The sequence below is a fragment of the Nonomuraea sp. NPDC050790 genome (assembly GCF_044456745.1).
Lineage (GTDB): Bacteria > Actinomycetota > Actinomycetes > Streptosporangiales > Streptosporangiaceae > Nonomuraea.
The window spans coordinates 1,088,516-1,103,512 of the sequence record NZ_JBITGF010000001.1 but is presented as its reverse complement, the minus strand read 5'-3'; the positions used below and the strand labels follow the sequence as shown (position 1 = coordinate 1,103,512).

Here is a 14,997-nt window from a genome sequence, read left to right as displayed (position 1 = left end):
GCCCATGGGCACAGGCATCGTTGATGTTGCGTACCAGGCCTTCGACGCGTGCAGGACGCGGGTCCGCGCCGCCGCCAAGGAATTCGACCTCGACTTCATCCTGAAAGACAGCCAGGCCAAGCCTCCGGCCGAGCTGACCGACGCCACACTGTTCGGCAAGCTGGAGGGCGCCGCGCAACTGGCCGCCAAGGTGGACGCGACCTGGACCGGGATCCGGGTGGAGCTCGACAGCGGCCAGATCAAGCTGGAGAGCGTGGAGCGGGCGCTCAACGACGTGGAGACCAACCTCCGCAAGGCGGACAAGGCCGCGGGCGCGTGAGCGGCGGCGCGACGTCCGTGGAGGTCGTCATCACCCTGCCCGACGTCACCGACCTTCCCCAGGGCGCGCAGTTGCAGGCGCTGCGCGACAAGGTGACGGGCAACCCTCAGGCTATCCGGGCCATCGCCTCGACCTGGCGATCCTGCTCCCATCATCCCGCGCACGTCACGTCCGCGCTCATCACCGAGATCAACGAGGTGGATCTGAAGTGGGACGGCGACTCCGCCGACGCCTTCGACCGCCACATGCGCCTCTATCCCAAGGCGGGGGGCGAGTTCAACACCGCCGTCCGCGTCTGCGCGAGCGCGCTGGACGATCTCGCCGCGGCGATGGAGACGGCACAGGCGGAGATCAAGAAGCTGTGCGACAAGTCCTGCGCGGAGGCCGTCGTCGTCATGCGGAAGTACCTGCTCGATCATGCCGCGGAGACCGCGAAGGACCCTGAGAAGGCGCTGCTGGACGCGAAGCAGGCGATGCTGGCCGACCCCGGCTTCGCCGGTGTCATGAACACCCACGTGGGGCAGGCCACGACACAGGTCCAGACGGCCGAGAGCGCCGTCACGACCGCCAGGAACACGCTGGACAGCCACGTCAGGCACGGCGCGGCGGGGGAGAACGCCGGTTTCGGCTTCTTCTCCGCACTCCCCTATCCAGGAGGGGCGGACTTCGATCCGGGCGACAAGAAGGTCATCTGGAAGAAGACCTCAGGGGCCGGTTCGGGCTCAGGATCCGGATCTGGCTCGGGGTCCGGATCTGGCTCGGGGTCCGGATCTGGCTCGGGCTCCGGGTCCGGCTCTGGGTCCGGGACGGGCGGCGCGCCGACCGAGCAGGCTCCCGCGCCCAAGGCCGAGGTGGTGGAGTGGATCAAACAGGCGCTCACCATCATCAGATCGCCCCAGATGGCCGACATCATGCGCGAGCGCGGCATCGACGTCGGCGACCTGGACGCCGGCGATCCCACGGACGTCCAGCGCATCTGGACGATCATCTACCACGAGTCGGGCGGCAACCCCGGCGCCGTCAACACCTGGGACATCAACGCCAGGAACGGCGTGCCGTCCCAGGGCCTGATGCAGACCATCCCGCCGACGTTCGACGCCCACGCCCTGCCCGGCCACGGCAAGATCCTGGACCCCGTCGACAACATCATCGCCGGGGTCCTGTACACCTACAGCCGGTACGGCGACCTCGGCGCGCACCCCGGCATCTCCTCCCTGGAACAGGGCGGCGGCTACCGGCCCTACTAGCCTCCGGTTCCGGCGGCTCCGGGTGGAGCCGCCGGGTTCCCGGTCAGCCGCAGTTCGCCCAGCCCGCGGCGGTGCTCGCGGCGCCGACGCTGCCGGAGAACTTCACGCACTTGCCCGGAGCGAGCAGTTTGACCGGGCCCGCGTAGTACTTGAAGTTGCCACTGTCGGTCGCGCTGGGGCCGCCCTGGACATCCAGCGTCGCGCTCACGGGGCTCTCCTTGCCCACGCCCGCGTACTTCATCGTCACCACGCAGTTCTGCTTGGTGGCGGTGTTGTAGAGCTGGAAGGTCTCGCCGCCGTTGAACGCCTGGGAGCGCTGCACGTAGAAGCCGGATCCGCACACCTGCACCGGCGTGTGCGGGTTCTTCGGCTCCGGCTGCGGCGGTGGCGGGCTCTGGACCGGCTGCTGCACCGGGGCGGGCGCCTTCGTCGCGGGCGGCGGCGGGGCCTGCGTGGGGGTGGAGGGAGCCGGGGCCACGCTGCTCTTGGTGGGGGTCGGGGTCGGCTCGGGGGCCTTGGTGGTCTTGTCCGCCGTAGGGGTCGGCGTCGCCGACGGGCTCTTCGAGGGGGTGGCCTCCGGCTGAGGGCTCTTCGACGGGGTGGGCTTGGGCTGCTCGGTGGTCGGCTGGGCGCTGGTCGGCCGCACCGGCGTCGGCTTCGCGGTGGTCGGCTTGGCCGTGGCCGGCTTGGGCGTCGTCGGCTGGGCGGCCGGTTTCCCGGTGGTCGGCTGAGCGGCGGTCGGCTGGGCGGTCGTGGGCTGGGCGGTCGTCGGCTGGGGCGTGGGTACCTGCTGGGTCGGCAGCGTGGGCGTCGGCACGGCGCTGTACGCGGGCGCGGTGGGCACGCCCGACGGCTCCTCGGTGGGCAGGATGAGCGGGCCCACGGCGTCGGGGTCGGTCGCGGTGGACGTGGCCCACGGCACGGGCACCTCGGACTGCGCCGGACCGGGCTCACCCTGCTGCGGAACGCCGCCGTCGCCCGGACTTTCCACGCCGTTCTCCCCTGGGACGATCGAGCCGCCGGGGTTGTCCGTGGCCTCCCCGTCGGCCGAGACGCCCACCGAGTCGATCCGCTGGGCGTCCGTGTACCGGCTCGCCCCCCACAGTCCCGCTCCCGACAGCACCATGAGCGCGGCCACCGAGGCGACCAGGCCGACCGGGACCTTCCGTCGCGGGCTGGGCGCTCCGACGACCGACGCCTGCCAGACCCGGGGTTGCTGCGGCTCCCACGGCTGCTGGGGCGGGCCCCAATGCTGCTGCGCAGGCGGCGGCTGCTGCGGCACCGGTACCCCTTCCAGCGGCGCGGCACCCGGCATCGGCGGTGCTGGGAACGTGGGAAGCGAACTGTCCAGCGGTGGGACTCCGGCGGTGAGATGCGGCTGCCCCGGCGGCTGTTCCGCCATGCCCGCCGGCAGGCTTGCGGTGGGATCCGGCCGGCCGGACGGCAGCTTCGCGGTGATCTCCGGTCCCGGCGGCCGGTCGGCGGTGACCTCGGGCTGTCCCGGGTCGGTTGTCTTGTCCGGGTCTGCCGGTGGGCCGCCGAGCAGGCGGATCAGGGCGCTGTGCGCACTCGGCCGCCGCTCGGGCTCCCGGGACAACGCGCCGGTCACCACTGACCGCAACGGCTCGGCCAGCGCGGGCACGCCGGACGGCTCCGCTTCGTCCCCGGACGGCGGGCTGCCGGTGGCCGCGAAGACGACCGTGGCCGCCCAGGCGTACAGGTCCGCGGCGGAGCCGTACGGCTCGCCCCGCCGTTGCTCCGGCGCGCGGTAACCCGCCGCGCCGGCCGGTTCGCCCAGGTCGGGGTCGGTCACCCGGATGCCGTCCACGCCCATGATGACGTTGCCCGGGGTCAGCCCCCCGTGGGTGAGGCCCGCCAGATGCGTGGCGGTCAGCGCGGTCAACGTGGCGGTGGCCAGCCGGTCCAGCGCGTCGGCGTCGAGCGGCCCGTCGGCCGACAGCACCACGGCGAGGCTGCGCCCCTCGACGTGTTCGCGCACGACGTAGACGGCGCCCTCGTGCAGATCGGCGTCCACCGTACGGGCGACGGACGAGCCGGTCACGCGCCTGGCCCCGGCGAAGCGCGCGGCGTCCCCGTGCCCGGTCAGCAACTTGATCACCCGGACAGGGGCGTCCTCCGACTCCTGGCCCAGGAAGGTCGCTCCGCGCGGCCCATCCGGCAGGCGCTCCAGCAGGACGTAGTCACCCAGCTTCTTCGGATCATCCGGCCGTATCGGGTGCATCACAGGTTTCCCTTCTCGTTCGAGCGCTGCCGGATCCGGCAGCCTCCGTGGTCAACTGCCGTCGTCAGGTCGCGGACCGGCCCGCCAGCCCCGGCTTCTGCCGAGCGGCAGCACCCGGGTGAACGCCCCGGCCACGCACAGCAGGATCAGCGCCGACGCCGCCACGGCCAGCGAGCCGTTCCTGGCGGCGACGTCCTCCGGTGGCGCCTTCGCGATCGCGCCCTCGGGGATCGGGGGCGGCGCGGGCGCGGCCACCACCGGATCGCCCTCGGACTCGGACGGCAGCACCGCGCTGACCGCCTGCACCGGATTGACCATCCCGGCCCCGGTGCCCTTGCCGAAGGCGCCGTCGGCGGTGGCGATGAGGCGCCGCCGTACCTGCTCCTGGGTGAGGTGGGGGAAGCGGGCGCGCACGAGCGCGGCCGTTCCGGAGACGTAGGCGGCGCCGAAGCTGGACCCCTCCAGATCCAGCCGGTACGCGCCGCGCGGCCAGGGAGCGGTGATGGCGACGCCCGGGCCCAGGATGCCGACGGGTGTGGCGGTGTTGGAGGAGTCGGCGCGCCGGCCGTCGGCCGTGGCCGAGCCGACCGCCAGTACGCCCGGGTAGGAGCCCGGGTAGGCGGGCACGTCCTCGTTCTTGTCGGTGATGTTGCCCGCGGCGGCGACGATCACGATGTCCCTGGCCAGGGCGTTCTGGACGGCCGCCTTGAGCGTGGGGTTGTGCGCCGCCTTGATCGAGATGTTGATGACGTCGGCCTTCAGCTCGACCGCCTTGTCGATGGCCGCGGCCAGGCTGGCCACGTGCCCTTCGGCCTGGCTGCTCTGCTTGAGCTCGATGACGGCCGCCCGCGGGGCCACGCCGTGGAAGGTGACGCCCGGGTAGACCCGACCGGCGATGATCCCGGTGACGGCGGTGCCGTGGCCGACGCAGTCGGTGTAGCCGGTCCCGGTGAAGTCGACGAAGGCCGACAACCAGGGCAGTTGCGGGTGTTTGACGTCGAGGCCGCTGTCGATGACGGCTACCCGCACGCCGTCGCCGGTGCTCAGCCGCCACGCCGTCTTGATGTCCAGCCGTTTCTGCGCCCAGGGTTCGCCGCCGGGCAGTTTCACCACGCCGGGCGCGGGATCACACTCCGCAGCCGCCGGCGTGGCGTCGGCCGGTGGCGCGTACCCGAGAAAGGGCACGGTCAGCAGCGCGAGGCCGATCAGCGCTCTCGCACGTCCCGGCCGCTCAGGAGCTTCGCGGCCGGCGCGGGTCCTGAGGTGCCCGGCAGGTCGTACGGCTAGCCACCGCATCCGGCCATCACCAAGGCGAGCAGGGCGACGGGTGAGGTGGACGTCCAGGCCCCGGCATCCGCGCGCACAGCCACCTGTCCCTCATCGAGTCGCGTTCCTTCGAGAGGCAATCTTGGCGACGCCGGTTTTCCCGTGTCGTTAGCGCAGAGCGCACGATGTCTTGGCGATCAGCGCAGGACCTCGGGCGCCGGGTCTTGCGGCGGGCGCGCGACTTGTGAACCCTTGGTCGGGTGCCCCAGAACGTAGACGTGGTGTGTGATCACTCATACGAGTCCTCCTGGATCCACCACACGGTCGAACGGAGCCCGATCGTCTCCGTCTCGACCGACCCCGTGCCGAAGAAGGATCGCCTGCTGTGGTGGACGCACCTGGCCGGGCACGAGATCGTGCCCACGTCGCTGGCCAGCGAGCACGCCGACGACTTCCACGGGCGGGCGTTCTCGATCGACATGGCGGGCGTGCGGATCAGGGAGTGCGTCTCCTCGCCGATGACGGGACGGCGCACGCCCGCCCACATCCAGCGCCACGATCCGGACGGCTACCAGCTCTTCCTGGTCAACAACGGTTCGGTGGGACTGGAGCAGCGGCGCAACGACACCCTCCTGAAGGCGGGCGACTTCTCCCTCTTCGGCACCTCCCACCCCTTCGCCGCGGAGTTCGTGGACGAGGGCGGGCCCGTCCGGCTGACGTTCATGTTCCTCCCGCGCGACCTGCTCCCCCTCCCCCGCGCCGAGCTGGACCGGCTGGTCGCGAACAAACTCCCCGCCGACACCGGCTCCGGGGCACTGCTGGCCGGTTACCTCAGCAGCCTGCGCGAGCACGCCGCCGGCTGCGAACCGGGCGAACTGTCCCGGCTGGGCGGCATCGGCCTCGACCTGGCCGCCGTCTACCTCGCAGGCCGCCTCGGCATGCAGCGCCACCTGCCCCCGGAGAGCCGCCAGCGTACACTCGCCGCCCGCATCGACGCCTTCATCGACCACCACCTCGGCGACCCCGACCTCAGCCCGTCCGCGATCGCCGCACACCACCACATCTCGGTACGCACGCTGCACTTGCTCTTCAAGGAACGGCCGGAGACCGTCAGCGCCACCATCCGCCGGCGCCGCCTCGAACGCTGCCACGCCGACCTCGCCGACCCCCGGCTGCGGGAGCACGCGATCGGCGAGATCGGCGTGCGGTGGGGCTTCAAGAGCGGCGCCGAGTTCAGCCGGGCCTTCCGCACGGTCTACGGCCTGAGCCCCCGCGACCACCGCCAGCAGACACTCCCACCACAAGAGATGTGAGAATGCTCGCGGCAGCTTTTCCTATATGCGATGGAGCGAACTCCCCAATAGGTCCTGACATCGCGAAACAGAATCTCATCCTGTTTACCGATTTCCGATAACTCTGGATGATTTCCGCTAGTCTCGGCGATCGACTCCTGAGCCGCGACTCAGTCGCGCGGCATGGCAGCATGACGCCAGGCCGGAACCGCCGCACCGCCAGCGTCATTTACCTAAGCAGGGCAGCGATGAGTGGACTGGCGTACAAGCGCGAACGCATGCTCAGAATCTTCCGTGGGCAGGAAACGTACGGTGAAGGCACCGCGACAGAACAGGCGAATCGATACCGGCTTGAGGAGATGTACGCGGACGCCGTCGAGGCCGCCAGAAAGAATTCCGCCGACGTCGAACGGCCTGAGGTCGATCTGCTGGTCAGCCTGTCCGGGTTCTCACCGGAGACCACTCTACTCGCCTTCGAGCTGATCCGCCCGCCTCGCCTGCTGGTGATCTCGTCGGAGAACACCAGGGCGAAGGTGAACATCATCCACGAGAAGCTGCGGGACCGGCTGGCGGTCTCCGACTTCGAGCACCGGTACTGCGACCCGGTCGACCCCACCGACATCTACGAGATCGTCAAGAAGGCCGTACGGCCACGCCGTCCTGACGAGGCGCCGCTGAAGGCCATCATCGACATCACCGGCGGCAAGAAGGTGATGAGCGCGGGCGCCGCGCTCGCCGCCTCCCAGCTCGACCTCAAGATGTGCTACATCGACAGCGACTTCGATCCCGAGATGCGCCAGCCCGCGCCCGGCAGCGAACGCCTCTGCATCCTCCCCAATCCCACCGCCCTGTTCGGCGACAAGGACATGGACGCCGCTCTCGAGATGTTCAAGTCCGGCGTCTACTCGGGGGCCAAGGCCAGGTTCGGGGAACTGAGCGAGTCGATGTCGGAGCCGGCGCGGGCTCGCTTCCTCGGCGATCTCGCCGCCCTGTACCAGGCCTGGTGCGACCTCGACTCGAAGCAGCTTCCCGCGCTGGCCCACCAGGTACGGCATCGCCTGTCGGACCCGCGCTCCGGCGTCCGCCACGAGACCGCGCGCAGGCTCATCGAGCAGATCGACTTCGTGGAGGAACTGGCCGCCAACCAGGGCTCGACCGCACTGCTCAACTTCTATCTGCTGGGCGAGCACTACTACGAGCTCGACCGGTACGACTTCGCCGCGCTGCTCTACTACCGGACGATCGAGAAGAGCATCTCCGAACGGCTGCGCCTGAACTACCACGGCTTCGACATGTCCCACCCCGACTACACGCTCCTGGGGCTCGACGTCGGCGAGCTGACCCAGCGCTTCGGCGCGGCGGCGAACAAGGTGTACAAGAGCGACCGGCCCGCCGCCCTGCCGTGGAAGGTCGCGCTGGTGGACGCGATGATCCTCTTGCAGATCTTCGACGACCGGATGCTCGCGGCGGCCTCTGTCAAAGGACTCGGCGGCGTGGGCCACGTACGCGGCCTCGTCGAGGGCAGAAACCGGTCCGTGCTCGCGCACGGGGAGGAGTCGGTGACCGAACAGCAGTGCAAGCACCTCAAGGACCGGGCGATGCTCAACCTGCGCGCCTTCTGGCGGCTGCACGAACCTGGGAAGGACATCGACAACCAGATCGCGACGCTGCGGTTCGTCGCCGAGGCGTAACCATGGCCGACGTCCTGCTCACACCTCCGCAGAGCTGGCACGATGACGTCCGGGCGCTGCCCCTGCCCGTCCTGCCCCTCACGTTCTATCCTCGTGGTCTGTCCCTGCCGGACGGCCTGTCCATCACCGACCTCGCCGATGACCTGCGGTCGGGGGCATGGCTGGTCCGAGACAGAATGGCGCACGACGAGATCTTCCGGATGGGTGGCCGGCGGTTCGAGCTGCGGATTCGCCGGCAGCGTGGCAAGGAGAACCGGCGGCCTATGGCGGTCGTGCTGAACGTGGACGAGGCGCAGTCGGTGCCGCGCAAGGCGGGATGGGTGATCCCTTCCCGGGTCGAGTTCCACAAGATCTGGGACGAGGTGGCCTGCGACCTCGACGAGATCGCCCGTCTGATGCGCGCGCACGAGCGCAGGCTCAGCAGCCCCGACGGGCGGAAGGTGGCCGGCCAGGCGGCCGTCCAGGAGCACGGCTGGCTGCAGGCGGAGGTACGGCGCCAGTACGGCGAGCTGCAGACCCTGGTCGACGTGCTCGAACAGCGGCCGGAGCCGCCGGAGGAGGCCGCCGAGGGCACGGTCGCCGCCGGTGAGGGATCACGGCGGCGGCGCCGTACGCCGGTGATCGTCGTCGAACTGGACGGGAAGGACTCCGCCGATTTCCGGAACAAGCGGGTTCAGCTCACCCAGGCGGACGGCCGGTCGTTCAACACGCGGGTGGGGCGGGTGCGCGGCGATCGTCTCGAGATCGCCGAGCCGCGGGACTGGTCGGCCCGCCCGGGAGAGCGGGTTCACGTCGCGGTCGTGCGGCCGTTCGGGATGCGGCAGGAGGCGCAGGCTCTGGACGACTTCCTCGCCGGGAAGACGGAGGGTTCCTGGGACGACCTGGCGCGGTTGCTGTGCCGGCCGCGCGCGCTGACGACGCCCGCGCGCTTCCCCCTGCCCGCCACGTTCCACTGCGACGGGGACCCTGACGTGCCCGTGCTCAACGACGAGCAGCGGCGGGCGGTGGCCGGTGCTGTCGGCAGCCCGCACGCGTTCCTGATCCAGGGGCCGCCGGGCACCGGCAAGAGCGAGGTGATCGGCGAGGTGGTCCGCCAGCTCGTCGGCCGTGGGGAGCGGGTGCTGCTGCTCGCGCCCACGCATGTGGCGGTCGATGAGGTTCTCGGCCGGATCGGCCGGAAACCCGGCGTACGCGCGATGCGCATCACCTGGAGCGACGACCTGGTCGACGAGGAACTGCACGCGTTCCTGCCCAGGAATCTCGGCTTCGAGCTGGCCAGCAAGATCATGCGCCCTGGGGACGAGGGGCGGCGGGCCCGGTGGGAGCGTGAGAGTCGCGACGTTGACGCGCGCCTGGCCGACCTCGCCGCCCTGCGTGAGGTCACCGAGCGTCGGGCCGCGGCCGTGAAGGCGCTCAAGGTCGCCGCCGGCGCGACGACCGGCGCCCGAGAACGCCTGCTTGCCAGGAAGGAGGCGTCCATGGCCGAGCTCGCCGAACTGGAAGGGCGGGCCGGCGAGGCCGAGCGACGGCTGGCCGCGGCGGCCGAGGCGTACGACGGCGCCGCACGGACATACGAGGCGACCTGGGCCTGGTCGGTGGCGGAACTGGAGAAGACCCGCGACCTTGCGGCTCGGGTGCGCCGGACCGGCGAAGAGTTGATCGCGGCGGCCTCGGCGCATCAGGATGCCGACGAGAGGTTGCGTGGCTGGCTCACCGGGCGTCAGCAACAGGTCGAGCGAGCGGCACGGGATCGCTCGACGGCCGAGCAGGCGGTGGCGGAGGCCCGGCGAGAGCTTGCCTCGGCGGCGGGGGCGGCGATGCTCGCCCGCTCGGCCCTGGAGCAGGCGATCGAGCGGCAGACTTCCCTGGGCCGCATGGCGGAGACGCTGGGCATGGGCCCGGTGGCCGGCCACCGGCGGACGACGGCGGCGGCCCAGCACGCCGCCGCCGGCTGGAGAAGCGCCCTCGACGAGCGCGAACGCCGCTGGCGGACGGCGCTGGCCCACCACGAACGCCTCACCACGGACGCCGAGCGGTGGGAGGAGGAACTGCGCACGGCCGCGGACCTGCACGCCGCCGGGCACCGGAATCTCGGAGACCGTTTCGAGCCAGAGGTGCGGGAGCTCGTCCGGGCGCTCAACGCGCTGCCTGGTGGCGTGGCGGTGAAGCTGGGACAGGTCACCGTCGAGCAGTGTGTCCACCTGGGCAAGGCGGTGGCGGCGTACTGCGACGCCGTGCTGGGCAGTGCCGCGCAGGACGGCGTCCCGTGGCCGGATGCGCCGCGGTCGCTGGTCGGCTGGCCGGCCGTACGCGACGCCCTGCACGAGACCGCCGACCGCATGCGGTGGGTCGCCGACAACCGCGACCAGCTCGACGGCGAGCGCGTCCGGGCGGCGGGGCAGCGGGAGCAGTCAGGCGAGCTGCTGCGATCGGCGCGGATCTGGGTCGGCGCCGAGCTAGAACGTCTTGAGGGGGAATTCGCGGCCGCGCAGTCCGCGCTCACCGGGCATCGCGCCACGCTCGACGCCGTGACCGCGGAACAGGAACGGCTGGCGGCACGGACCACCGGGGTCGGCCCCGACGACGAGAACCGCCTGCTGCGCCGCGGGCAGGTGCTCCGCCGCCTTCCCGACCTGGAGGCCCGGTGGCGGGAACTGACCGCCGAGCGCACCGACCCACAGCTCGTCGAGGACATCCAGCATTCGCTCGTCCGGGCGACCAACCTGGTGTGCGCCACCACCAGGGGCATCGTCGGCAGGGGCAGCGACCTGGTGCGGCACACCGACTACGACACCCTCATCGTCGACGAGGCGAGCCGGGTCACCGAGAGCGAGTTCCTGATCGGTGCCGTCAGGGCGCGCCGATGGGTGCTGGTCGGCGACGAACACCAGCTCCCGCCGCACGTCGACCAGCACGACGAGCACTTCCTGCACGCGCTCACCGCACTGCATCGTCGCCAGCAGGGTGCCGCGGACTCGCTGGAGCAGGCCGTCGACGATCTGGCGGACATGTGGGCCGAGGACGAAGAGCTGCGGGTGTTCCGCGCCGAGTCCGTCCGGCAACTGGCCGAGGAACTCGACAGCTCGGGCAAATGGGAGTCGACGTTCCGCGACCGGTTCGCCGAGGCCCGGCAGCGCTTCGTCCGCGCCAGGCGCGACGACAGCGACGTCGACCGAGCCCTGCTCGCTTCGATGGTGCGCTACCTGGTCCAGAGCCTGTTCCAGCGAGCGGTCACGAGATGTCCGGACTCGTTGCGGCAGCCGCTGATCTGGCAGCGGCGAATGATCGCGTCGCTGGCCGAGGTCGTGAACAAGCCCATCTACGAGGGACGTTATCTGTCCCCGCCGGACGTCGAGCTGGCGCGGGCCAGGGTCGTCCCGCTGATCACGCCGCGGACCTTCACCCGTCCCGGCGTGTTCATCGACACCAGCCGCTATCAGGACGCCGATGACACCCAGATCCGCCACGGCTTCGTCAACAAGCTCGAACAGCGGCTGATCGTGAAGCTCTGCGAGATCTACAACGAGGAGCTCGGCGAGAGCGGCGCGGGCCCCGTCACGGTGAGCGTGCTGGCCTTCTACCGCGCCCAGGCCCAGGCACTCGAGCGTGAGCTGCTGGGACGAGACCTGCCCATGCTGGACTGGCAGGTCATCGACGTGATCGACCGGATTCAGGGCCAGCAGAGCGACCTCGTCATCCTCAGCTTCACCCGGGCCCGCCGCAAGGGGTTCGGCCCCCGCTACGGGCAGTGGCTGCAGGACGTGCGGCGGCTCAACGTCGCGTGCACCCGCGCCCGGCGGGCCCTGGTGCTGGTCGGCCACGGCGACACCCTCAAAAGGCTCGGCTCGTCTGCCGAGCAGGCACAGGCGCGCAAGGCCCGCGAGTTCTACGCGAACCTCCTGCGCCTCTTCGACGACGACAGCACGAACTTCCAGCGGATCTGGCGGCTGTGATGCACACCTACGACTGGTCGCCGCCCGCCCGGGTGCCCGGCGGCGCGAGCGTCATCGTGCGCGAGGCGCTGCTGCCCATGCTGATGTGGGAGTCGGTGCCGGTCAGGCGACAGATCGACCAGGACCTGACGATCGTCGACCGGTTCGTCGTCGAGGCGGCGTTGTCGCTGACGCCGGTGCGTCCCGAGGACGTGGAGGAGGTCACCGGCATCCCGCGGGACGCCATCACCAGGATCGCGGGCCGGTTGACCGGCTTGGGCGTGCTCCGGACCGAAGCGGACGGCTACCACGCGGTCGCGGAGAAGGCGCGCCTGGCGCTCGAACGCCATGCGATCCCGGAGTTCCGCATCGCGCACCTGACGCTGCTGTATCTCCCGGGCGGCGGCGACCTGATCGCCTTCGAGTCCGGTCCCGGATCCACGGACGCGCCCCTGCTGCACAAGGCGCAGCCGCCGGCGTCCCTGATGCCCGCTCCCGACGAGGTCGCCGGACGCCCACTCGCCGACCTGCTCCGGGCGCGCATCGCGAGCGGCGGCGTCACCGGGCTGCCGGACGACGTCGTCGACGCGGAGGACGGACCGGAGATCGTGCCGAGGGAGTGCCCGGTGTACCGGTGCCGAGGTCACGTGCGCGGCACGGGCGAGAGCGCGACGCTGGTGCTCGACCTCCTCAACGAGTCCGGAAAGAAGGCAACCAGGTGCATCGTCCCAGGCGCCGGCGTGCAGGCGGGCATCTGGTCGGCGCTGGCTGCCCGGGCCGCGGAGGCCGCCTCCATGTGGGGAAAGGGCACGGTGACGGCGGTCCAGGAGACGGCCACGCGGTGGGCGTACACGCTGGACGGAGCGGCGGCCGACGCTGTCGCGAGCACCGGCCTGGGACTGAGCAGACCCGCCAGGTTGTCCATCCGCGAGGTCGACTGTGTCGTGTCGGTCGACGTCACGTTCGTCCCGGTGGACGAGCCCGCGCGCAACGTCTTCGCGCTCGTGCGGGCGGTGCGCGAACTGGCCGACACCGAGCCCACCGCCCTGCGGCCAGAAGACCTGGCGGCGGCCACGTCGGCGGCGCGGCAGACGTACGAGCTCGCCGACGAGGCCCTGACGGCGGGCGAGGTCGAGCGGCGCCTCTGGGACGACGGCCACTACCGGCACATGTACGCGCTACGCGAGACGGCGGATTTTGCCTATGACTGACAGCCAGGCCGCCACGATCGAGCTCGGAGCCCGAATCGTGCCCGGCGGGTTCTTCCTCACCAGAAAGGACGCGCCGGCCAGGACGCCGTTCGCCCCGAGACCGTGCGACGGTGAACCGCCATACCGGCATTGCTTCACGTACGCGGGCGGAGGGTCGGACATCCGCCACGAACTGATCAGGATGATCGACGGCGCGCAGCGGAAGATCTTCGTCGCCACGCTCTTCCTCGGCGACGCGGAACTGCGCGAGGCCCTCATCCGGGCCGCCAGGCGGTTACGTGGCGGGGTCTACGTGGTGTCCGCCCTGGACGACAAGGGGCTGGACAAGGCGATCAACAACGTCGACGACAAAACCGACATCGACCAGCAACTGGAGTACCGCAACTTCCGCGAGCTGACCCGGCACGGCATCTACGTGCGTGGCTGCGCGGGGCTGCACGCGAAGTTCGTGGTCGTCGACGACGCCACCGCCCTGGTCTCCAGCGCCAACCTGGTGACCCGCTCCTTCGATCGGGTGGGCGAGAACGGCGTGGTCGTCACCGAGGCCGAGGACGTGATCCGCCTCGCGAAGCTGTTCGGGCGCCTTTGGCAGCTCAGCGCCTGGGACATGCCGCCGGATCCCGATCCGGAACGGCATCGCGTCGAGTCCAGGACCGCCCGCAGCCTCATCACGGTGGACGCGCCGGCGAAGGGCACCGGCCCGATCTGGACGTGGGGCGGCGACGAACACCACATCGCCGCGGCGATCGTGGACATCGTCGATCGGGCGGAGAAGGACCTGATCCTCGCGACGTTCAGCGTGGCCAACATGACCTACCAGATCGGAAGGCATCCGCCCGAGCCTCGCCTGCTGTTCGATCCGGTCCGCCGGGCAGTGGAACGCGGCGTGCGCGTGCGCATGTTCATGCGGGGACGCAACAACATGGACGCCGCCAGAGCCGAGGCCGCCGCCTTCGCCGGCGCCGGAGTCGAGATCGTCCCCGACCGGCTGAACCACGCCAAGGCCGCGATCGCCGACGACAGGCACGGCGCCCTGTTCTCCGCGAACTTCCTGACCGGCCTCGGACTGACCGGCGGCATCGAGATGGGCATGAGACTGGACGGCACCGCCGCCCTGGCCGAGGCGGTCCGCTACTACGAGCACGCCATGGCCGAGGCGAACATGACCTTCGCCCACGACCCCAGCCTCGAAGAGCTGGCCGGCGCACTGTACGCGGAAGCACTCACCCCGTGGCCGCTGCCGCCCTCACTGGAGGTGGTGGCCGACGACCGGACCTGGCGCCGGCTCCAGGAGCAGCAGGGCGTCGTCCTCTATGAGAGATCCGGCGCCTCCCCGGTCACCCTGCGCAGCGGGGAGGAGCGATGGCAGCTCGACACGGCCAACGGCTGGTGGTGGCTGGAGCCCTGCGCCTCTCCAGGGCAGGGCCGTGGGGCCGGTGAGACCTTCGAGGCCTGGCTCACCCGGGAGCGCACCCCCGAGGGTGTGGAGCGCGGCCTGTGCGCGGCCGCGCTCGTCCGCACCTCCCCGTGACGTCCGAAGGGGAAACGCCTACTTCTTGTGGGCCTTGACCTGTTTGGCGGGTGGGGCGGTGATCGTGGTGGGGGTGCCCCAGGTGCGGTACACGCTCTGGTGGCGGAGTTCGTCGCCGTCCTGGCTCTGGCCGAGCCAGTGGGTCTCGGCCGTGTGGAAGGTCTCCAGCCGCACCGGCAGGTTGCCGGAGCCGAGGGTCAGCGTGAAGCGGATCTCGTCGTCGTCCATCGTGACGACCTGGGTGAGCCGGGTCCGCGGGGACGCTT

10 protein-coding genes are annotated in these 14,997 nt (G+C 71.0%); 7 read left to right on the top strand and 3 right to left on the bottom strand.

Annotation, left to right across the window (positions count from 1 at the left end; translation table 11 throughout):
* Nucleotides 1–4: 4 nt before the first annotated feature.
* Together ACIBEJ_RS04940 and ACIBEJ_RS04935 are read left to right on the top strand one after the other, a co-directional pair.
* Complete coding sequence (locus ACIBEJ_RS04940; RefSeq protein WP_397181270.1) at nt 5–319, top strand: hypothetical protein; 315 nt, start codon at nt 5–7, stop codon at nt 317–319.
* Nucleotides 316–1,566: a transglycosylase SLT domain-containing protein gene (locus tag ACIBEJ_RS04935; RefSeq protein WP_397181269.1), complete on the top strand. Its 1,251-nt coding sequence runs from the start codon at nt 316–318 to the stop codon at nt 1,564–1,566. Before ACIBEJ_RS04940 ends, ACIBEJ_RS04935 begins: the two co-directional genes overlap by 4 nt.
* Before the next feature lie 43 nt (nt 1,567–1,609).
* Here the strand turns inward: ACIBEJ_RS04935 and ACIBEJ_RS04930 are convergent, their stop codons facing one another.
* Nucleotides 1,610–3,808 (bottom strand): hypothetical protein, encoded by a 2,199-nt coding sequence (locus tag ACIBEJ_RS04930; RefSeq protein WP_397181268.1) that lies wholly within the window; start codon nt 3,806–3,808, stop codon nt 1,610–1,612.
* Between the two features lie 51 nt (nt 3,809–3,859).
* Nucleotides 3,860–5,104, bottom strand: a complete 1,245-nt coding sequence (locus ACIBEJ_RS04925) for a S8 family serine peptidase (protein ID WP_397181267.1) — start codon at nt 5,102–5,104, stop codon at nt 3,860–3,862.
* Between the two features lie 230 nt (nt 5,105–5,334).
* Here ACIBEJ_RS04925 and ACIBEJ_RS04920 point away from each other — a divergent pair, with 230 nt between their 5' ends.
* The 5 genes from ACIBEJ_RS04920 (at nt 5,335) to ACIBEJ_RS04900 (ending at nt 14,731) form a co-directional block, all read left to right on the top strand.
* Nucleotides 5,335–6,387, top strand: coding sequence for a helix-turn-helix domain-containing protein (locus ACIBEJ_RS04920; protein ID WP_397181266.1), 1,053 nt, complete (start codon nt 5,335–5,337; stop codon nt 6,385–6,387).
* A gap of 227 nt (nt 6,388–6,614) precedes the next feature.
* Nucleotides 6,615–8,057: a hypothetical protein gene (locus ACIBEJ_RS04915; protein ID WP_397181265.1), complete on the top strand. Its 1,443-nt coding sequence runs from the start codon at nt 6,615–6,617 to the stop codon at nt 8,055–8,057.
* 2 nt (nt 8,058–8,059) lie between these two features.
* Nucleotides 8,060–12,010 carry a DEAD/DEAH box helicase gene (locus tag ACIBEJ_RS04910; protein WP_397181264.1) on the top strand — a complete coding sequence of 1,317 codons (3,951 nt, stop codon included), beginning with the start codon at nt 8,060–8,062 and terminating at the stop codon, nt 12,008–12,010.
* Complete coding sequence (locus ACIBEJ_RS04905; protein WP_397181263.1) at nt 12,007–13,200, top strand: hypothetical protein; 1,194 nt, start codon at nt 12,007–12,009, stop codon at nt 13,198–13,200. Before ACIBEJ_RS04910 ends, ACIBEJ_RS04905 begins: the two co-directional genes overlap by 4 nt.
* Entirely contained in the window at nt 13,193–14,731 is a 1,539-nt protein-coding gene (locus ACIBEJ_RS04900) for a phosphatidylserine/phosphatidylglycerophosphate/cardiolipin synthase family protein (RefSeq protein WP_397181262.1), read from the top strand. Before ACIBEJ_RS04905 ends, ACIBEJ_RS04900 begins: the two co-directional genes overlap by 8 nt.
* 18 nt (nt 14,732–14,749) lie before the next feature.
* Here the strand turns inward: ACIBEJ_RS04900 and ACIBEJ_RS04895 are convergent, their stop codons facing one another.
* Nucleotides 14,750–14,959 (bottom strand): hypothetical protein, encoded by a 210-nt coding sequence (locus tag ACIBEJ_RS04895; protein ID WP_397181261.1) that lies wholly within the window; start codon nt 14,957–14,959, stop codon nt 14,750–14,752.
* Nucleotides 14,960–14,997 lie beyond the last annotated feature (38 nt).